Raw genomic sequence first — 16,175 nt, 5'->3', positions numbered from 1 at the left:
GTGCACTCGCTTTCGCTTTTGTCGCGCGTTGTAAGGAAGCGGGGCCCATAGCGGCGGGATCGGGGTTTGTCGACTCGTTGTTTGCCCTTTTGCCGCCAATGTCCGGCCTGGCCTCGCCAAGCCGCTTCTCCTCATGGAAATTCCAGCGAGGAGAAGTGAAGTGATCCGCAAGACGATGGTTGCCAACGCCCTGATCGCGATCAGCGGCGGCCTCGCCGGGACGGCGTTCTCGCAGATCAGCAAGCCCGCGGCGGTCTCGACCGCCAAGCCGGCCGAGATGAGCTCCGCTTTAGTCCTGGAAGCGCGGATCGACAGGCTCGAGAAGGACGTCGACATATTGAAGGAGCGGGTACAGCGCCTGTGCGATATCGTGGGCAAGCAGGCCGCGACGCTGAAGGAAATGCAGAAGTCCGGCGCCAACGAAAGCGTGGTGATGCAGCCCGCGCAGGGGATCAAGGGCAGCTGCCTGCAGGGCGTCTAGGCACTACGGACCGGGCGCGCCTGGGCATATGCCATCAGGGGGCGATATAGTCGGCGCCCGACGTCTCTCAGGGTTTCCGCTCCCGCATCTGGACATAGCAGATGGACGGCCCATAGCGCAGTCCGACATCCTCGCCGGCATCCAGCGTCTTGTAGCCCGCCTTGATCCGGTCCGCCGGGACGGGCGCATCGCCGTCCTGGTGATCGCGGATATGCGCCCCGCCAAACCCGCAGGATCGCGCAATCTCCAGTTGCGGTGAGAGCGCGGCCACCCTGACCGGTTCGCGGTCGCAGGTCGCGGGAAGCGGATCGCCCGGATGGAAGAAGCTGAAGCCGGAGATGAAGTGCGCCCGACCACCCAGGGCCTCGAGCACGCCTTCATCGGACGCCCCCGCGGGCAGCGTGAAGCGCAGGACGGTTTCCTCGCCCGCCCTTCCCGTGCAGACCCGGGTCCAGCCTTCCTTGCGCGCGGCCTGCTCGGCCAGCGCTATCTGGGGCGCCATGCCGGTGACTTCGACTGCGATCGGCCCCGATGGGGTCGCGAGGAGCGACAGAGCGAGCAACGTCCACATCTCCCTTCGCAGCGATCCTAGCGTGGCAGGCGGACAAACGAAAAGGGGCGACAGTCGCCTGCCGCCCCTTTCCTATCTTGCCGGATACGCGAAGGCTCAGCCCTCGAGCACCTTCACCATGTGCGGCAGCTTGCGGATCATGCCGCGGACTTCCGGGCTGTCCTCGAGCTCGCTGACCTTGTGCATCTTGTTGAGGCCCAGGCCGATCAGCGTCGCGCGCTGATCCTTGGTGCGACGGATCGGCGAGCCGATCTGCTGGATCTTGATCTTCGCCATGTCGCTTACTCCGCGATCGCGGCTGCATCCGCCTCGGCGGTCTGCGAACCACCGCGGCCGAGCAGGTCGGCGATCTTCTTGCCGCGCCGCTGGGCGACCGACTTCGGCGAAGTCTGGTCGTTCAGCGCCTCGAAGGTGGCGCGGATCATGTTGTAGGGGTTCGACGTGCCGACCGACTTGGTCACGACGTCGGCAACGCCCAGGCTCTCGAAGATGGCGCGCATCGGGCCACCTGCGATGATGCCCGTGCCCTGCGGCGCCGAACGGATGGTCACGCGACCGGCACCGAAGTGACCGTTGCCGTCGTGATGCAGCGTGCGGCCTTCCTTGAGCGGGATGCGGACCATTGCCTTCTTGGCAGCCGCAGTCGCCTTCGAGATGGCTTCCGGCACTTCGCGCGCCTTGCCATGGCCGAAGCCTGCACGGCCCTTGCCGTCGCCCACGACGACCAGCGCCGCGAAGCCGAAGCGCTTGCCGCCCTTCACCGTCTTCGAGACGCGGTTGATGTGGACCAGCTTCTCGATCAGCTCTTCGCCGCCGTCGTCCTGGCCACCGCCGCGACGATCGTCACGACGACCGCCACCACGATTGTCGCGACCGCCGCCACGATTGTTGCCGCCGCCCGGGCCGCCACGGCCACGGCCGCGGCCACGGCCCTGATTCTCCTGGGGAGCGCCGGTGGCCTGAGCTTCGAAGCCCGCGCCCTCTGCAGGCGCCTGGTTGTTTTCGTCAGCCATTCTCAGAACTCCAGCCCGCTCTCACGAGCGGCATCGGCCAGCGCCTTGACGCGGCCATGATAGAGGAAGCCACCGCGGTCGAAGACGACCTGGGTGATGCCGGCGGCCTTGGCAGCCGCAGCAACGCGCTTGCCGACTTCCTGCGCAGCCTCGATGGTCGCGCCGGTCTTGCCGCGCACGTCCTTCTCGAGAGTGGATGCCGATGCGACGGTCTTGCCGGCGGCATCGTCGATCACCTGGGCATAGATATGCTTGCCCGAGCGATGGATCGAAAGACGCGGACGACCACCGGCACGCGCACGAAGCGCGGTACGGTTGCGGCGACGACGCTTCGCGAAAAGCGAGAGACCCTTGGTGCTGATCACTTCTTCTTCCCTTCCTTACGGAAGATGAACTCGCCGTCGTACTTGATGCCCTTGCCCTTGTACGGCTCGGGCTTGCGCCAGCGGCGAATCTCGGCCGCAATCTGGCCGACCTTCTGCTTGTCGATCCCCGAGATCTCGACCGTGGTCTGATCCGGAGTCTTGATCTCGATGCCTTCCGGCACGTCGATGTTCACGTCATGCGAATAGCCGAGCTGGAGCTTGAGCACCTTGCCCTGCGAAGCCGCACGGTAGCCGACGCCGGTGATCAGGAGCTTCTTGGTGAAGCCCTCGGTCACGCCGGTGATCAGGTTCTGCACGAGCGTGCGCTGCATGCCCCAGAAGGCGCGCGCGCCCTTGGTCTCGTTCGCCGGCTGCACCGAGATGCTGCCGTCTTCGAGCGTGTAGCTGATCTCGTCGCGCAGGTTGAGCGACAGGGTGCCCTTGGGGCCCTTGACGCTCAGGACGCGGCCGTCGATCGAGGCGGTGACGCCTGCCGGTACGGAGACCGGCTTCTTGCCGATGCGGCTCATCAGAACACCTCCGCCAGCACTTCGCCACCGACATTCTGCTCGCGCGCTTCGGCGTCGGACAGAACGCCGCGCGGCGTCGAGACGATCGTGATGCCAAGGCCGTTGCGGATACGCGGAAGCTCCTGCGAGCCCGAATAGACGCGGCGGCCCGGCTTCGAAACACGTGCAACGTGCTTGATCGCCGGCTGGCCCTCGAAATACTTCAACTCGATGCGGATGCCCGCGGCGGGGCCCATCTGCTCTTCGCTATAGCCACGGATGTAGCCTTCGCGCTGGAGCACATCGAGAACGCGCGCACGCAGCTTGCTCGCCGGCGTAAGGACGGAGTCCTTGCGCGCGCGCTGGCCGTTGCGGATGCGGGTGAGCATATCACCCAGGGGATCGGTCACTGCCATCTTCGTGTCCTTACCAGCTCGACTTGGTGACGCCGGGGATCAGTCCCTTGTTGGACAGATCGCGCAGCATCACGCGTGCGAGACGGAACTTGCGGTAATAGCCGCGCGGGCGGCCGGTCAGCTCGCACCGGTTACGGATGCGGGTCGGATTACCGTTCCTCGGGATCTCGGCCATCTTGAGACGCGCGATGAGACGCTCGGTCTCATCGAGGCTCTCATCGTTCGCGATCGCCTTCAGCTTCGCATACTTGCCGGCGTACTTCTTCACCAGCTGCTTGCGACGCTCGTTCTTATTGATCGAACTCAGTTTCGCCATGACTTAAGTTCTCTTTCCTTTACGCGGCCTTGGCTTCGCCGTCCGCTTCGAGCGGGAACGGGAAACCGAAGAGACGGAGAAGCTCGCGAGCTTCGTCGTCGGTCTTCGCGGTGGTGGTCACGATCACGTCCATGCCGCGCACCTTGTCGATGCGGTCATAGTTGATCTCGGGGAACACGAGCTGCTCCTTCAGGCCGCAGGCATAGTTGCCACGGCCGTCGAAGCTCTTCGGGTTGAGCCCACGGAAATCGCGAACGCGCGGAAGCGCGATCGTGATGAAGCGGTCGAGGAACTCGTACATGCGCTCGCGGCGGAGGGTGACCTTCGCGCCGATCGGCATGCCCTCGCGCAGCTTGAACTGCGCGATCGACTTCTTCGCCTTGGTGATGACAGGCTTCTGGCCGGCGATCAGCTCCATCTCGGAAGCAGCCTGCTCGACCTTCTTCTTGTCCTGCGTAGCTTCGCCGACGCCCATGTTGAGCACGATCTTGTCGATCTTCGGCACTTCCATGACGTTCTTGTAACCGAACTTCTCGGTCATCGCCTTGGCGATCTGCTCGTCATAGAGCTTGCGCATGCGCGGCGTGTAGGAATCAGCCATTGATGACCTCCCCGGTCTTGACGGCGACGCGAACCTTCTTGCCGTCGCGCTCCTCGAAGCGGACGCGCGTCGGCTTGCCGTCGGCGGTCACGTGCGCGACCTTCGAGACATGCATCGGCGCTTCCGAACGCTCGAGACCACCCTGCGGGTTGGTCTGCGAAGCCTTGCGGTGACGCACGGCGATGTTCAGGCCCGAAACGACGACCTTGCCGTCCTTGGGCAGCGACTTGACGACTTCGCCGGTGCGGCCCTTGTCCTTGCCGGACAGAACTACGACCTGGTCGCCCTTCTTGATCTTGGCAGCAGCCATCACAGCACCTCGGGGGCGAGCGAAATGATCTTCATGAAGCCCTTCGAGCGAAGCTCGCGGACCACCGGGCCAAAGATACGGGTGCCGATCGGCTCCTCGTTCTTGTTGACCAGGACGGCAGCATTGCCGTCGAAGCGGATCACCGAGCCATCGGCGCGGCGGACGTCCTTGGCGGTGCGGACGATGACGGCACGGTGCACGTCACCCTTCTTCACCTTGCCGCGGGGAGCAGCTTCCTTGATGCTGACGACGATGACGTCGCCGACGGAGGCGAAGCGACGCTTCGATCCGCCCAGCACCTTGATGCACTGCACCCGCTTCGCGCCGCTGTTGTCAGCGACGTCGAGATTGGACTGCATCTGGATCATCGATCCGGTTCCTTCTCGTTTGGCCTTCCGGGACCAGCCCGGGGGTTCCAGTTAAAAAGATTAGGCGGCTGCGTCCGACTTAGTCGGGGTCGCGTGGGTATTCACCCGCTCGATCACCTTCCAGGTCTTCAGCTTGGAGATCGGCGCAGTCTCTTCGATGCGCACGGTCTCGCCGGCCTTGTACTCATTGCCCTCGTCATGGGCATGATACTTCTTCGAGCGACGGATGATCTTGCCGTAGAGCGGGTGCTTAACCTTACGCTCCACCAGCACGACGACCGTCTTGTCGCCCTTGTCGGAAACCACGTTCCCGGTCAGCACGCGCTTAGGCATGGTCTCTTCCTTACTTCGCAGCCGAGCGCGAACGCTCGTTCTGCAGCGTCTTGATACGGGCGATGTCCCGACGGACCTCACGAACCCGGCTCGGCTTCTCGAGCTGGCTGGTCGCGGCCTGGAAGCGCAGGTTGAATGCCTCGCGCTTCAGGTTGCCGAGCTCGTCGCCCAGCTGGTCTTCGGTCTTCGCACGAAGATCGGTAGCCTTGGTCATTCTATCAACCCTCCAGGTGCGAGGTATCGCCGAGGCGAGCCACGACCTTGACCTTGATCGGCAGCTTCATCGCAGCACGCTCGAACGCTTCCGCCGCGAGCGGACCGGGCACGCCGTCCAGCTCGAAAAGAATGCGGCCGGGCTTGACGCGGGCCACCCAGAATTCCGGCGAACCCTTGCCCGAGCCCATGCGGACTTCAGCAGGCTTCGACGACACCGGCACGTCCGGGAAAATGCGGATCCACAAACGCCCCTGGCGCTTGATGTGACGCGTGATCGCGCGGCGAGCCGCCTCGATCTGGCGCGCGGTGATCCGCTCCGGCTCCATCGCCTTCAGGCCGTACGACCCGAAGTTGAGCGCGGTGCCGCCCTTGGCGTCGCCATGGATGCGGCCCTTGAAGGCCTTGCGGAACTTGGTGCGCTTCGGTTGCAGCATTTCTCTGTCCTAAGCTTAGCGGCGGTCGTCGCGCGCCGGGCGAACGCCCGTCGTCTGCGACTCCAGGTTGAGGCGATCGGTCGCCATCGGATCGTGGCCGAGGATCTCACCCTTGAAGATCCACACCTTCACGCCGCAGACGCCATAGGCGGTGTGCGCTTCGGCAGTGGCGTGATCGATGTTCGCGCGCAGCGTGTGCAGCGGAACGCGACCTTCGCGATACCATTCCGAACGGGCGATCTCGGCGCCGCCGAGACGGCCACCGCAGTTGATCCGGATGCCCTCGGCACCGAGGCGCATGGCCGACTGCACCGCACGCTTCATGGCGCGGCGAAAGGCGATACGGCGCTCGAGCTGATCGGCGATACCCTGGGCGACGAGCTTGGCGTCGACTTCCGGCTTGCGGATCTCGACGATGTTCAGGCTCACGTCCGAGTTGGTCATCGCGCCGAGCGTCTTGCGCAGCTTCTCGATGTCGGTGCCCTTCTTGCCGATGATCACGCCGGGGCGTGCGGCATAGATGGAAACGCGGCACAGCTTGGCCGGACGCTCGATCACCACCTTCGAGATCGCGGCCTGGGGCAGCGTCTTGATGATGTACTGGCGGATCTTGAGATCCTCCAGCAGAAGGCGGCCATAATCGGCGCCTTCGGCGAACCAGCGGCTGTCCCAGGTGCGGTTGATCTGAAGCCGAAGCCCGATCGCGTTGCTCTTGTGACCCATTATGCTTCTTCCTGCTCGCGGACGACGATGCGAAGACGGCTGAACGGCTTCAGGATGCGGGTGGACTTGCCACGGCCGCGGGTCGCGAAGCGCTTCATCGTGATCGACTTGCCGACCGAAGCCTCGGCGACGACGAGTGCATCGACGTCGAGGTTATGGTTGTTTTCCGCATTGGCGATCGCCGAGGCGAGAACCTTGCGGGCATCGACGGCCATCGCCTTGGTCGAGAACTGAAGGATGTTCAGCGCGTCGCCGGCCTTCTTGCCGCGGATCAGGCCCGCAACGAGGTTCAGCTTCTGGGCCGAACCGCGGATCTGCGTGGCGACGGCAAGGGCTTCCTTGTCGCCGACCTTACGGGGGGCTGCCTGCTTGCTCATTAGCGCTTACCCTTCTTGTCGGCTGCGTGGCCGGGGAAGAAGCGCGTGGGAGCGAACTCGCCGAGCTTCATGCCAACCATGTCCTCGTTGACCGACACCGGCACGAACTTGCGGCCGTTATAGACGCTGAAGGTCAGGCCGACGAAGTCGGGCAGGATCGTCGAGCGGCGCGACCAGGTCTTGATCGGCGCACGCGCGTTGGTCTCCTGCGCGGTCTGCGCCTTCTTCAGGAGGTGGAGGTCCACGAACGGACCCTTCCAGACGGAACGAGCCATGGGTTAGCCCTTCTTCTTCGCGTGACGGCTGCGGATGATCATCTTGTCCGTCGCCTTGTTGTGGCGGGTGCGCGCACCCTTGGTCGGCTTGCCCCACGGGGTGACCGGATGGCGGCCGCCCGAGGTCCGGCCTTCACCACCGCCGTGCGGGTGGTCGACCGGGTTCTTGGCGACGCCGCGGGTCAGCGGGCGGATGCCCTTCCAGCGGTTACGGCCAGCCTTGCCGAGGTTGGTGTTCTGGTTGTCCGGGTTGGACACCGCACCGACGGTCGCCATGCAATTGCCGTGGATGTAGCGCTGCTCGCCCGAGTTCAGGCGAACGATCACCATGCCGCGGTCACGGCCGACGACCTGCACATAGGTGCCTGCCGAACGGGCGATCTGGCCGCCCTTGCCCGGCTTCATCTCCACGTTGTGGACGATGGTGCCGACCGGCATCGACGAAAGCTCCATGGCGTTGCCCGGCTTCACGTCGGTCTTCTTGCCCGCGATCACCTTGTCGCCGACAGCGAGACGCTGCGGAGCGATGATGTAGGCCAGACGCTCCTTGCCGGCTTCGTCGGCGCCGTAGTTCACCAAGGCGATGAAGGCGGTGCGGTTGGGATCATATTCGATCCGCTCCACGGTGCCCTCGACGTCCCACAGGCGACGCTTGAAGTCGATGATGCGGTAGCGCTGCTTGTGACCGCCGGCGATGCCGCGCGAGGTCACATGGCCCTTGTTGTTGCGGCCGCCGGTCTTGGTCTTGCCCTCGGTCAGACCCTTGACCGGACGACCCTTGTACAGGGCGGAGCGGTCGATCAGGATCAGGCCACGGACGCCAGGCGACGTCGGATTATAATTCTTGAGTGCCATTACGAATTGACCCCCGAGGTCACGTCGATCTGCTCACCGTCGGCGAGCGTCACGATTGCCTTCTTGATGTCCGAGCGCTTGTAAGGAGCGCCCTTCCACTTCTTGGTCTTGCCCTTCTGGACGATCGTGTTGACGCCAGTCACCTTGACCTTCCAGATCGCTTCGACAGCGGCCTTGATCTCGGGCTTCGTGGCGTCGCCAGCGACCTTGAACACAACGGCGTTGTGCTCGGAGACGAGGGTCGACTTCTCGGTGATGTGCGGAGCGACAATCACGTCATAGTGACGGTTGTCGATCACAGCTGCCTGCTTCTTAGCCATTGAAGCGCGCCTCCAGGCTCTCGACGGCAGCGCGGGTCAGGACCAGCGTGTCGTGCTTCAGGATGTCATAGACGTTGGCGCCGACTGCCGGGAGGACGTTGACGCCCACCAGGTTGCGGGCCGCGAGGAAACCATTGCCGGTCTCGCCGTCGATCACCAGGGCCGTACGGCCGGTGCCGAGCTTGGCGAACTGCGACTTGAGCTCCGCGGTCTTGGCGGTGCCGAACGCATCGAGGACGATCAGCGAACCAGCCTTTGCATGGCTGCTGAGAGCCATCTTGAGGCCGAGCGCGCGGATCTTCTTGTTCAGGCCGGGATTGAAGTCACGGACGCGGGCGCCGTGAGCCTTACCACCGCCGATGAACACCGGAGCGCGGCGATCGCCGTGACGAGCCGTACCGCCGCCCTTCTGGCGACCGAACTTCTTGCCCGTGCGAGCGACGTCGGCACGCTCGCGAGTGCCGCGCGCGGTGGCGCGGCGCTTCTCGAGCTGCCAGGTGACGACGCGGTGCAGGATGTCAGCGCGCGGCTCGACGCCGAAAACGGCCTCGTTCAGCTCGATGTCGCCCGATGCCTTCGCGTCGAGGGTTTGAACCTTGACCTTCACGTTCAGCCCTCCTGGCCTTCGGTCGCCTCGGGAGCCTCGGTCACTTCGGCCGGGGTTTCCGCGGGGGCGGTGTCGTTGTTGTTGGCGATCGACTTGATGCCGGCCGGGAACGGCGCATCGGCATGACGGTCGACCTTGACGGCGTCCTTGACGAACAGCCAGCCGCCCTTCGAGCCAGGGACCGAGCCCTTGACGAAGATCAGGCCGCGCTCGACGTCGGTGCCGACGATCTCGAGGTTCTGCTGGGTGCGGTACTTGTCACCCATGTGACCGGCCATCTTCTTGTTCTTGAAGACCTTGCCCGGATCCTGGCGCTGACCGGTCGAACCGAGCGAGCGGTGCGAGACCGAGACGCCGTGGGTGGCGCGCAGACCGCCGAAGCCCCAACGCTTCATGCCGCCCGCAAAGCCCTTGCCCTGGGTCTTGCCTTGGATGTCGACGAACTGGCCGGCGACATAATGGTCGGCCGAGATCTCGGCGCCCACTTCGAGCAGCCCGTCGGCATCGACGCGGAACTCATGGACCACAGCCTTGGGCTCGACTTCGGCCTTGCCGAAGTGGCCGCGCTGCGGCTTGGCGACATTCTTGCTCTTCGCCGAACCGGCGCCGAGTTGGACGGCCGTATAGCCGTCACGATCCTTTTCGCGGACGGAGATGACCTGCACGCCTTCGAGTGCCAGGACAGTGACCGGCACGTGGCGGCCGTCGTCCTGGAACAGGCGGGTCATCCCCAACTTCTTCGCGATCACGCCAGTGCGCATGACCTGTTGCTCCTATGCATAGGCACCCGAGGGGGAATTCCCACGGGTGCGTGCCTCAGCCCGAAAATATGATGCGAGCCCCCGTCCGGGCTGAACCCCCTCCCGAAGGAAGAGGCGACGGGGGACGCAGACCCGGTTCTCCGAAGAGGCCGGCGGTATCCCTATCGCGATGTGAGTGCGCCCTTGGCGCCCTCCAGTTCCTTGCCTTGGATCGGGATCGATCCGGTGGAGGAACCTTGCGAATCCCCCTTTAGGGAATCGCGAATCTCGTGTGGAGGCGCGCCTTTACGTCAGCAGCGCTTCCCTGTCCACCCTCCAACTGCGTTCCCTTGCAGGGATACGCCGAGTGGAGGACGACCCCGGCTTCCGCCGGGGCTCGCTCGCTTACGCGAGCTTGATCTCGACCGAGACGCCGGCAGCGAGGTCGAGCTTCATCAGCGCATCGACCGTCTGCGGAGTCGGCTGCACGATGTCGAGCATGCGCTTGTAGGTGCGCACTTCGAACTGCTCGCGGCTCTTCTTGTCGATGTGGGGACCACGGTTGACCGTGAACTTCTCGATCTTCGTCGGAAGCGGGATCGGACCACGGATGAGGGCGCCGGTGCGGCGCGCAGTGTCGGCGATGTCGCCGGTCGCCTGGTCGAGCACTCGGTGATCGAACGCCTTCAGACGAATGCGGATATTCTGCGTTTCCATGGACCTACCAATGTGAAAGAGCGGGGTAACTTTCCCGTCCACGCCAAAAATCGGCGGAACGGAACTGCCACCTCTTGCTGTTCAAACCCTAATTCGAAGGCGCGCCTCTACAGCCACTCGCGATTCGGATCAAGCCCCAGACTCGGCGAATTTCCCGGCGAATTTTCGGGATGCGGCTTGGGACTGGGATCGGGTGCCCAGGCAGGAGCAATTCCCTGCACCTCCCCGGCGATGGGCTGGGCCCGGCACCGGCAGATTGGCGTGCGCGCAACGACCTCTCGAACTTCATTGCAACTGGGCCCCGCCTTCGCCGCGGAACCGAAGCTGCCGGATCGCGATACGCGCCCGCGCCCTAGAAGCAATGCCCGGTCGGCTGCCCGCGCTCCGGCAGGATGCGCAAGCGCCGCTTGCCCCAATAGCTGATATCGGCCGACAGGCGCACCGGCGATCCCGGCCTGGTCCAGATCTCCTGGTCGCCGCGATCCTCCTGGCCCGTCCGGCACAGCTTCCAGCCCTTCGCCTCGAGCACCGGATTCAGCTCCAGGACGGCATCCTGGTCGCGGTCGTGCCACAAGATGAGCTGGTAGAAGCCGGAGCCCTTGCCCTCGTTCATATCGACGGCACCGCGATAGGGGCCCTTGCCGTACAGCATCACCCCGTCCTTGCGGCAGCGCAGGGCGTTCGAGGTGTACAGGCAGTCCGTGAAGCCCAGCTTCTCTGCGAAAGCCTGTCCGCCCATCACCGGCAGCCCCTCGAACCCCAGATCGGGCGGTGGCGGCGTCGGGCTGCATCCGCCGGCCAGTGCGCAGATCAGCAGTGCCAGACCAAAGCGCATTCCGCCCTCCCCGATTTTGCCAACCCGCGATAGCCGGGGACGGCACAACGGAAAAGCCCGGCCTCCCCTGGGGGAAGCCGGGCCATTCCTTGTTTCAGCTCACGCCCGAAGGCGCAGACTTACTTCTGGATTTCAGCAACCACGCCGGCGCCGACGGTACGGCCGCCTTCACGGATCGTGAAGCGCTGGCCAACGTCCATGGCGATCGGAGCGATGAGCTTGATGCCCAGCGACACGTTGTCGCCCGGCATGACCATCTCGGTGCCTTCCGGCAGCTCGATCGTGCCGGTCACGTCCGTGGTACGGAAGTAGAACTGCGGACGATAGTTGGCGAAGAACGGCGTGTGACGGCCACCCTCGTCCTTCGACAGCACGTACACTTCCGACTTGAAGTCGGTGTGCGGCTTGATCGAACCCGGCTTGGCCAGAACCTGGCCACGCTCGACTTCGTCACGGCCAACGCCGCGGATCAGCGCGCCGATGTTGTCGCCGGCCTCGCCCTGGTCGAGCAGCTTGCGGAACATTTCCACGCCGGTGACGGTCGTCTTGCGGACGGTCTCCTGGATGCCGACGATCTCGACTTCCTCACCAACCTTGACGATGCCGGTCTCGACGCGGCCGGTCACCACGGTGCCGCGGCCCGAGATCGAGAACACGTCTTCGATCGGCATCATGAACGGCTTGTCGAGCGGACGCTCCGGCTGCGGGATCGACTCGTCGACTGCCTTCATGAGCTCCAGGATGGCTTCCTGGCCCAGCTTGGCGTCCGAACCCGAGAGGGCGGCGGTAGCCGAACCACGGATGATCGGAATGTTGTCGCCGTCGAAGTCGCGCTTGCTGAGCTCTTCCCGGATTTCCATCTCGACCAGCTCGAGGATTTCCTCGTCGTCGACCAGGTCGCACTTGTTGAGGAAGACCACCATGGTCGGCACGCCGACCTGGCGAGCGAGCAGGATGTGCTCCTTGGTCTGCGGCATCGGGCCGTCGGTGGCGGCGACCACGAGAATCGCGCCGTCCATCTGGGCAGCACCGGTGATCATGTTCTTCACATAGTCGGCGTGGCCCGGGCAATCGACGTGCGCATAGTGGCGCGCAGCCGTCTCGTACTCGACGTGTGCGGTCGAGATGGTGATGCCGCGCTCGCGCTCTTCCGGAGCCTTGTCGATGTTCGCGAAGTCCACTGCGACGCCGCCCGAGGTCTCAGCGAGAACCTTGGTGATAGCAGCCGTCAGCGAGGTCTTGCCGTGATCGACGTGACCGATGGTGCCGATGTTGAGGTGCGGCTTGTTCCGCTCGAATTTTGCCTTCGCCATTGATTTCCTACCTTCTAGATCAATTTCGCGGCCGGTCAGGGCGCCACGCGAACGCGGCCCCTTAGCGACTCATTTTGGATTACGCCAGCTTCGCCTTCACTTCGTCGGCCACATTCGCGGGCACTTCGTCGTAATGCGAGAACTGCATGCTGTACTGCGCGCGGCCCTGGGTGAACGAGCGGAGCGCGTTCACATAGCCGAACATGTTCGCCAGCGGGACCATCGCCTCGACCGTCTGCGCGTTGCCGCGCGTGTCGGTGCCCTGGATCTGGCCACGACGGCTGTTCATGTCGCCGATGACGTCGCCCAGATAATCCTCCGGGGTGACGACCTCGACCTTCATGATCGGCTCGAGCAGCTTGATGCCTGCCTTCTGCGCCGCTTCGCGCATTGCTGCACGGGCGGTGATTTCGAACGCCAGCGCCGACGAGTCGACGTCGTGGTACGCGCCGTCATACAGCACGATCTCGAAGTCGATGATCGGGAAGCCGACGAGCGAACCCGTCGCAGCCGTCTCGCGGAAGCCCTTTTCGATCGCCGGCAGATATTCCTTCGGAATATTGCCGCCCTTGATCTCGTCCTTGAAGATGATGCCCGAACCGCGCTCGCCCGGCGTGAGCTTGACCTTCACGCGACCGAACTGGCCGGTACCGCCCGACTGCTTCTTGTGGGTGTAGTCGATGTCGACGGGCTTCGCGAGATATTCGCGATACGCCACCTGCGGCGCGCCGACATTGGCCTCCACCTTGAACTCGCGCTTCATGCGGTCGACCAGGATCTCGAGATGGAGCTCGCCCATGCCCTTGATGATGGTCTGGCCGCTCTCGGCGTCCGAAGTCACGCGGAACGACGGATCCTCGCGCGCGAGACGATTGAGCGCGACGCCCATCTTCTCCTGGTCGGCCTTGGTCTTGGGCTCCACCGAAAGCTCGATCACGGGCTCGGGGAACTCCATCCGCTCCAGGATGATCGGTGCGTTCTGCGCGCAGAGCGTGTCGCCCGTCGTGGTGTCCTTCAGGCCCGCCAGAGCGACGATGTCGCCGGCGAACGCTTCCTGGATGTCCTCACGGCTGTTCGCATGCATCAGCAGCATGCGGCCGACCTTTTCCTTCTTGTCCTTCACCGAATTGGTGACGACCGAAGCGGCCTCCAGCTTGCCCGAATAGATGCGCGCGAACGTCAGCGTACCGACGAACGGATCGTTCATGATCTTGAACGCCAGCGCCGAGAAAGGCTCGGTGTCCGACGACGGACGCTCGTCCGGCGTCTCGCCGTCGAGCTTCACGCCCTTGATCGCAGGAACGTCGAGCGGGCTCGGCAGATAGTCGACCACGGCGTCGAGCAGGGGCTGCACGCCCTTGTTCTTGAACGCCGAGCCGCAAACCACCGGCACGAAAGCCATGGTGAGCGTACCCTTGCGGATCAGCTTCTTCAGGTCTGCGACCGAAGGCTCGTTGCCCTCAAGATACGCTTCCATCAGGGCGTCGTCCAACTCGACGGCCATTTCGATCAGGTCGCTGCGATACTTGGCAGCCTTCTCGACCATGTCCTCGGGGATGTCGGCATATTCGAACTTCGCGCCGAGCGACTCTTCGAGCCAGATGATCGCGCGGTTCTCGACCAGGTCGACCAGGCCCTTGAAGCCGCCTTCGATGCCGATCGGGAGATACAGCACGGCCGGACGCGCGCCCAGGCGCTCGATGATCGAGTTGACGCAGAAATAGAAATCCGCGCCGGTACGGTCCAGCTTGTTGACGAAGCACATGCGCGGCACGCCGTACTTGTCGGCCTGGCGCCACACGGTCTCGGACTGCGGCTCGACGCCCGCAACGCCGTCGAAGCAAGCCACGGCACCGTCGAGCACGCGCAGCGAACGCTCGACTTCGATCGTGAAGTCGACGTGGCCGGGGGTGTCGATGATGTTGATCAGGTGCTCTTCGCCCTTGCCCTCTTCCGCGCGCCACTTGCAGGTGGTCGCCGCCGAGGTGATCGTGATGCCACGCTCCTGCTCCTGCTCCATCCAGTCCATCGTCGCGGTGCCTTCGTGCACTTCGCCGATCTTGTAGGACTTGCCGGTGTAGTAGAGGATGCGCTCGGTCGTCGTCGTCTTGCCGGCGTCGATGTGCGCCATGATGCCGATGTTGCGATAACGCTCGAGGGGATGGCTGCGGGCCATGACCTGGTTTCCTTAAGGATGTGGGGAGCCGGACGATCCGGCTCCCCGATATGTAGGAACGAAAATTTCCAGCGCCAGTTGCCCCGGCGCCGGAGAAAGACTTACCAGCGGTAGTGGCTGAAGGCGCGGTTCGCTTCGGCCATGCGGTGGGTGTCTTCGCGCTTCTTCACTGCGTTGCCGCGGTTGTTCGAAGCGTCCAGCAGCTCGCCCGAGAGGCGCGCCGACATGGTGTTCTCGCTGCGGTTGCGGGCCGAGGTGATCAGCCAGCGGATCGCGAGCGCCTGGGCACGCTCCGGACGGACTTCGACCGGAACCTGGTAGGTCGCACCGCCGACGCGGCGGCTGCGGACTTCGATGCCCGGCTTGATGTTGTTCAGCGCGTCATGGAACACACCGATCGGATCGCGCTTGGCGCGGGTTTCGACGGTTTCCATGGCCGAATAGACGATGCCCTCGGCAACGGACTTCTTACCGTCCAGCATGACCGAGTTCATGAACTTCGAAAGGACGATATCACCGAACTTGGGATCCGGCAGGATTTCGCGCTTTTCTGGGCGACGACGACGAGCCATCTTGAACTTCCTTCTAAAACTTCAGCTGATCCGGAACCTGTCCGGGGCTTACTCCAGTGTATGGATCCCGGCCTGCGCCGGGATGATCGGGCTAGCGCCCGATCACTTGGGACGCTTGGCGCCGTACTTCGAACGCGACTGGCGACGATCCTTGACGCCCTGCGTATCGAGCACGCCGCGCAGGACGTGGTAGCGAACGCCGGGAAGATCGCGGACACGGCCGCCGCGGATCAGAACAACCGAGTGCTCCTGAAGGTTGTGACCTTCGCCCGGGATGTAGCTGATGACTTCGCGCTGGTTGGTCAGGCGGACCTTGGCAACCTTGCGAAGCGCCGAGTTCGGCTTCTTCGGAGTCGTCGTGTAGACGCGGGTGCAGACGCCGCGCTTCTGCGGGTTCTGCTCCATCGCAGGGACCTTCGACTTGGTCTTCTGCAGTACGCGGCCCTTGCGGACCAGCTGGTTAATCGTCGGCATGAAGCCCTTCACCTTATGTTACCGGCGTGGCCGGCGGTTACTTTGCTGGAACCCTTGTTTGAGAATACGAAAAGGCCCCGGGTGTCCTCGACCCCCCGGGCCATTGCGTCTCCAGCAACGTTCAGCTCTTGTCCCAAAAGGAATCGCGACCGGACATGCCAGTCCCTTGTGGAACGGGGGCGCCTATAGCGAGGGGGGGCGAGCGGGTCAACCGACTCCCCCAAAGCGACACCGCAGGATAACGGAGCGTCAACCTCC

Annotated in this window: 27 protein-coding genes; 1 reads left to right on the top strand and 26 read right to left on the bottom strand. The window is 64.1% G+C overall.

Features of this window, described 5'->3' with window-relative positions; genetic code table 11:
- The first annotated feature begins 160 nt into the window (after window positions 1-160).
- Window positions 161-481, top strand: a complete 321-nt coding sequence (locus AC1RPL_RS11990; RefSeq protein WP_493069523.1) for a hypothetical protein — start codon at window positions 161-163, stop codon at window positions 479-481.
- Between the two features lie 67 nt (window positions 482-548).
- Here the strand turns inward: AC1RPL_RS11990 and AC1RPL_RS11985 are convergent, their stop codons facing one another.
- The 26 genes from AC1RPL_RS11985 to rpsL all read right to left on the bottom strand — a co-directional run bounded on the left by AC1RPL_RS11985 (window position 549) and on the right by rpsL (window position 15,917).
- Window positions 549-1,052, bottom strand: a complete 504-nt coding sequence (locus AC1RPL_RS11985; protein ID WP_493069522.1) for a hypothetical protein — start codon at window positions 1,050-1,052, stop codon at window positions 549-551.
- Window positions 1,053-1,148: 96 nt separating this feature from the next.
- Complete coding sequence (gene rpmD, locus AC1RPL_RS11980) at window positions 1,149-1,328, bottom strand: 50S ribosomal protein L30 (protein WP_044333362.1); 180 nt, start codon at window positions 1,326-1,328, stop codon at window positions 1,149-1,151.
- Window positions 1,329-1,333: 5 nt separating this feature from the next.
- Window positions 1,334-2,065, bottom strand: coding sequence for a 30S ribosomal protein S5 (rpsE, locus tag AC1RPL_RS11975; protein ID WP_493069521.1), 732 nt, complete (start codon window positions 2,063-2,065; stop codon window positions 1,334-1,336).
- 2 nt (window positions 2,066-2,067) lie between these two features.
- Window positions 2,068-2,427: a 50S ribosomal protein L18 gene (rplR, locus tag AC1RPL_RS11970; RefSeq protein ID WP_493069846.1), complete on the bottom strand. Its 360-nt coding sequence runs from the start codon at window positions 2,425-2,427 to the stop codon at window positions 2,068-2,070.
- Entirely contained in the window at window positions 2,427-2,960 is a 534-nt protein-coding gene (gene rplF, locus AC1RPL_RS11965; protein WP_493069520.1) for a 50S ribosomal protein L6, read from the bottom strand. The genes rplR and rplF overlap by 1 nt, the downstream gene beginning before the upstream one ends.
- Window positions 2,960-3,355: a 30S ribosomal protein S8 gene (gene rpsH, locus AC1RPL_RS11960; RefSeq protein WP_213981421.1), complete on the bottom strand. Its 396-nt coding sequence runs from the start codon at window positions 3,353-3,355 to the stop codon at window positions 2,960-2,962. The genes rplF and rpsH overlap by 1 nt, the downstream gene beginning before the upstream one ends.
- Before the next feature lie 10 nt (window positions 3,356-3,365).
- The gene (gene rpsN / locus AC1RPL_RS11955; RefSeq protein WP_348972776.1) at window positions 3,366-3,671 is read right to left on the bottom strand and encodes a 30S ribosomal protein S14; all 306 of its coding nucleotides are present in this window, start codon (window positions 3,669-3,671) and stop codon (window positions 3,366-3,368) included.
- A 19-nt stretch (window positions 3,672-3,690) separates the two neighbouring features.
- The gene (gene rplE / locus AC1RPL_RS11950) at window positions 3,691-4,272 is read right to left on the bottom strand and encodes a 50S ribosomal protein L5 (RefSeq protein ID WP_493069519.1); all 582 of its coding nucleotides are present in this window, start codon (window positions 4,270-4,272) and stop codon (window positions 3,691-3,693) included.
- Entirely contained in the window at window positions 4,265-4,582 is a 318-nt protein-coding gene (rplX, locus tag AC1RPL_RS11945) for a 50S ribosomal protein L24 (RefSeq protein WP_493069518.1), read from the bottom strand. The genes rplE and rplX overlap by 8 nt, the downstream gene beginning before the upstream one ends.
- On the bottom strand, window positions 4,582-4,950 hold the full coding sequence (gene rplN / locus AC1RPL_RS11940) for a 50S ribosomal protein L14 (RefSeq protein WP_086128650.1): 369 nt from the start codon (window positions 4,948-4,950) through the stop codon (window positions 4,582-4,584). Before rplN ends, rplX begins: the two co-directional genes overlap by 1 nt.
- Before the next feature lie 60 nt (window positions 4,951-5,010).
- Window positions 5,011-5,283 (bottom strand): 30S ribosomal protein S17, encoded by a 273-nt coding sequence (rpsQ, locus tag AC1RPL_RS11935; protein ID WP_086128649.1) that lies wholly within the window; start codon window positions 5,281-5,283, stop codon window positions 5,011-5,013.
- Window positions 5,284-5,293: 10 nt separating this feature from the next.
- Window positions 5,294-5,497, bottom strand: coding sequence for a 50S ribosomal protein L29 (rpmC, locus tag AC1RPL_RS11930; RefSeq protein WP_493069517.1), 204 nt, complete (start codon window positions 5,495-5,497; stop codon window positions 5,294-5,296).
- A 4-nt stretch (window positions 5,498-5,501) separates the two neighbouring features.
- Window positions 5,502-5,933, bottom strand: coding sequence for a 50S ribosomal protein L16 (rplP, locus tag AC1RPL_RS11925; RefSeq protein ID WP_086128647.1), 432 nt, complete (start codon window positions 5,931-5,933; stop codon window positions 5,502-5,504).
- Window positions 5,934-5,948: 15 nt separating this feature from the next.
- Entirely contained in the window at window positions 5,949-6,656 is a 708-nt protein-coding gene (gene rpsC / locus AC1RPL_RS11920; RefSeq protein WP_493069516.1) for a 30S ribosomal protein S3, read from the bottom strand.
- Window positions 6,656-7,033, bottom strand: a complete 378-nt coding sequence (gene rplV / locus AC1RPL_RS11915; protein WP_116838638.1) for a 50S ribosomal protein L22 — start codon at window positions 7,031-7,033, stop codon at window positions 6,656-6,658. Before rplV ends, rpsC begins: the two co-directional genes overlap by 1 nt.
- The gene (rpsS, locus tag AC1RPL_RS11910; protein WP_029936458.1) at window positions 7,033-7,308 is read right to left on the bottom strand and encodes a 30S ribosomal protein S19; all 276 of its coding nucleotides are present in this window, start codon (window positions 7,306-7,308) and stop codon (window positions 7,033-7,035) included. Before rpsS ends, rplV begins: the two co-directional genes overlap by 1 nt.
- Before the next feature lie 3 nt (window positions 7,309-7,311).
- Complete coding sequence (gene rplB / locus AC1RPL_RS11905; protein WP_493069515.1) at window positions 7,312-8,163, bottom strand: 50S ribosomal protein L2; 852 nt, start codon at window positions 8,161-8,163, stop codon at window positions 7,312-7,314.
- Window positions 8,163-8,483: a 50S ribosomal protein L23 gene (locus AC1RPL_RS11900; protein ID WP_493069514.1), complete on the bottom strand. Its 321-nt coding sequence runs from the start codon at window positions 8,481-8,483 to the stop codon at window positions 8,163-8,165. Before AC1RPL_RS11900 ends, rplB begins: the two co-directional genes overlap by 1 nt.
- On the bottom strand, window positions 8,476-9,090 hold the full coding sequence (gene rplD / locus AC1RPL_RS11895; RefSeq protein ID WP_493069513.1) for a 50S ribosomal protein L4: 615 nt from the start codon (window positions 9,088-9,090) through the stop codon (window positions 8,476-8,478). The genes AC1RPL_RS11900 and rplD overlap by 8 nt, the downstream gene beginning before the upstream one ends.
- Window positions 9,091-9,092: 2 nt before the next feature.
- Window positions 9,093-9,851 carry a 50S ribosomal protein L3 gene (gene rplC, locus AC1RPL_RS11890; RefSeq protein WP_493069512.1) on the bottom strand — a complete coding sequence of 253 codons (759 nt, stop codon included), beginning with the start codon at window positions 9,849-9,851 and terminating at the stop codon, window positions 9,093-9,095.
- Between the two features lie 384 nt (window positions 9,852-10,235).
- On the bottom strand, window positions 10,236-10,547 hold the full coding sequence (gene rpsJ / locus AC1RPL_RS11885) for a 30S ribosomal protein S10 (protein ID WP_493069511.1): 312 nt from the start codon (window positions 10,545-10,547) through the stop codon (window positions 10,236-10,238).
- Window positions 10,548-10,899: 352 nt separating this feature from the next.
- Complete coding sequence (locus AC1RPL_RS11880) at window positions 10,900-11,382, bottom strand: hypothetical protein (protein ID WP_493069510.1); 483 nt, start codon at window positions 11,380-11,382, stop codon at window positions 10,900-10,902.
- 119 nt (window positions 11,383-11,501) lie between these two features.
- Window positions 11,502-12,695: an elongation factor Tu gene (gene tuf, locus AC1RPL_RS11875; RefSeq protein WP_493069509.1), complete on the bottom strand. Its 1,194-nt coding sequence runs from the start codon at window positions 12,693-12,695 to the stop codon at window positions 11,502-11,504.
- A 79-nt stretch (window positions 12,696-12,774) separates the two neighbouring features.
- Entirely contained in the window at window positions 12,775-14,871 is a 2,097-nt protein-coding gene (fusA, locus tag AC1RPL_RS11870; RefSeq protein WP_493069508.1) for an elongation factor G, read from the bottom strand.
- A 101-nt stretch (window positions 14,872-14,972) separates the two neighbouring features.
- Window positions 14,973-15,443, bottom strand: a complete 471-nt coding sequence (gene rpsG / locus AC1RPL_RS11865; protein WP_493069507.1) for a 30S ribosomal protein S7 — start codon at window positions 15,441-15,443, stop codon at window positions 14,973-14,975.
- 102 nt (window positions 15,444-15,545) lie between these two features.
- Window positions 15,546-15,917 (bottom strand): 30S ribosomal protein S12, encoded by a 372-nt coding sequence (rpsL, locus tag AC1RPL_RS11860; RefSeq protein ID WP_116840096.1) that lies wholly within the window; start codon window positions 15,915-15,917, stop codon window positions 15,546-15,548.
- Window positions 15,918-16,175: the final 258 nt, after the last annotated feature.

This window comes from Sphingomonas sp. GW821-FHT12D09, from assembly GCF_058807215.1.
The sequence above is the reverse complement of the archived record's forward strand: the minus strand, read 5'-3'. Positions and strand labels throughout refer to the sequence as shown.

Bases quoted from the DNA above. Each gene is read 5' to 3' on its own strand.
- AC1RPL_RS11985 (WP_493069522.1), bottom strand. From the start codon at position 1,052: ATGTGGACGTTGCTCGCTCTGTCGCTCCTCGCGACCCCATCGGGGCCG.
- rpmD (WP_044333362.1), bottom strand. From the start codon at position 1,328: ATGGCGAAGATCAAGATCCAGCAGATCGGCTCGCCGATCCGTCGCACC.
- rpsE (WP_493069521.1), bottom strand. From the start codon at position 2,065: ATGGCTGACGAAAACAACCAGGCGCCTGCAGAGGGCGCGGGCTTCGAA.
- rplF (WP_493069520.1), bottom strand. From the start codon at position 2,960: ATGAGCCGCATCGGCAAGAAGCCGGTCTCCGTACCGGCAGGCGTCACC.
- rpsH (WP_213981421.1), bottom strand. From the start codon at position 3,355: ATGGCAGTGACCGATCCCCTGGGTGATATGCTCACCCGCATCCGCAAC.
- rpsN (WP_348972776.1), bottom strand. From the start codon at position 3,671: ATGGCGAAACTGAGTTCGATCAATAAGAACGAGCGTCGCAAGCAGCTG.
- rplE (WP_493069519.1), bottom strand. From the start codon at position 4,272: ATGGCTGATTCCTACACGCCGCGCATGCGCAAGCTCTATGACGAGCAG.
- rplX (WP_493069518.1), bottom strand. From the start codon at position 4,582: ATGGCTGCTGCCAAGATCAAGAAGGGCGACCAGGTCGTAGTTCTGTCC.
- rplN (WP_086128650.1), bottom strand. From the start codon at position 4,950: ATGATCCAGATGCAGTCCAATCTCGACGTCGCTGACAACAGCGGCGCG.
- rpsQ (WP_086128649.1), bottom strand. From the start codon at position 5,283: ATGCCTAAGCGCGTGCTGACCGGGAACGTGGTTTCCGACAAGGGCGAC.
- rpmC (WP_493069517.1), bottom strand. From the start codon at position 5,497: ATGACCAAGGCTACCGATCTTCGTGCGAAGACCGAAGACCAGCTGGGC.
- rplP (WP_086128647.1), bottom strand. From the start codon at position 5,933: ATGCTGCAACCGAAGCGCACCAAGTTCCGCAAGGCCTTCAAGGGCCGC.
- rpsC (WP_493069516.1), bottom strand. From the start codon at position 6,656: ATGGGTCACAAGAGCAACGCGATCGGGCTTCGGCTTCAGATCAACCGC.
- rplV (WP_116838638.1), bottom strand. From the start codon at position 7,033: ATGAGCAAGCAGGCAGCCCCCCGTAAGGTCGGCGACAAGGAAGCCCTT.
- rpsS (WP_029936458.1), bottom strand. From the start codon at position 7,308: ATGGCTCGTTCCGTCTGGAAGGGTCCGTTCGTGGACCTCCACCTCCTG.
- rplB (WP_493069515.1), bottom strand. From the start codon at position 8,163: ATGGCACTCAAGAATTATAATCCGACGTCGCCTGGCGTCCGTGGCCTG.
- AC1RPL_RS11900 (WP_493069514.1), bottom strand. From the start codon at position 8,483: ATGGCTAAGAAGCAGGCAGCTGTGATCGACAACCGTCACTATGACGTG.
- rplC (WP_493069512.1), bottom strand. From the start codon at position 9,851: ATGCGCACTGGCGTGATCGCGAAGAAGTTGGGGATGACCCGCCTGTTC.
- rpsJ (WP_493069511.1), bottom strand. From the start codon at position 10,547: ATGGAAACGCAGAATATCCGCATTCGTCTGAAGGCGTTCGATCACCGA.
- AC1RPL_RS11880 (WP_493069510.1), bottom strand. From the start codon at position 11,382: ATGCGCTTTGGTCTGGCACTGCTGATCTGCGCACTGGCCGGCGGATGC.
- tuf (WP_493069509.1), bottom strand. From the start codon at position 12,695: ATGGCGAAGGCAAAATTCGAGCGGAACAAGCCGCACCTCAACATCGGC.
- fusA (WP_493069508.1), bottom strand. From the start codon at position 14,871: ATGGCCCGCAGCCATCCCCTCGAGCGTTATCGCAACATCGGCATCATG.
- rpsG (WP_493069507.1), bottom strand. From the start codon at position 15,443: ATGGCTCGTCGTCGTCGCCCAGAAAAGCGCGAAATCCTGCCGGATCCC.
- rpsL (WP_116840096.1), bottom strand. From the start codon at position 15,917: ATGCCGACGATTAACCAGCTGGTCCGCAAGGGCCGCGTACTGCAGAAG.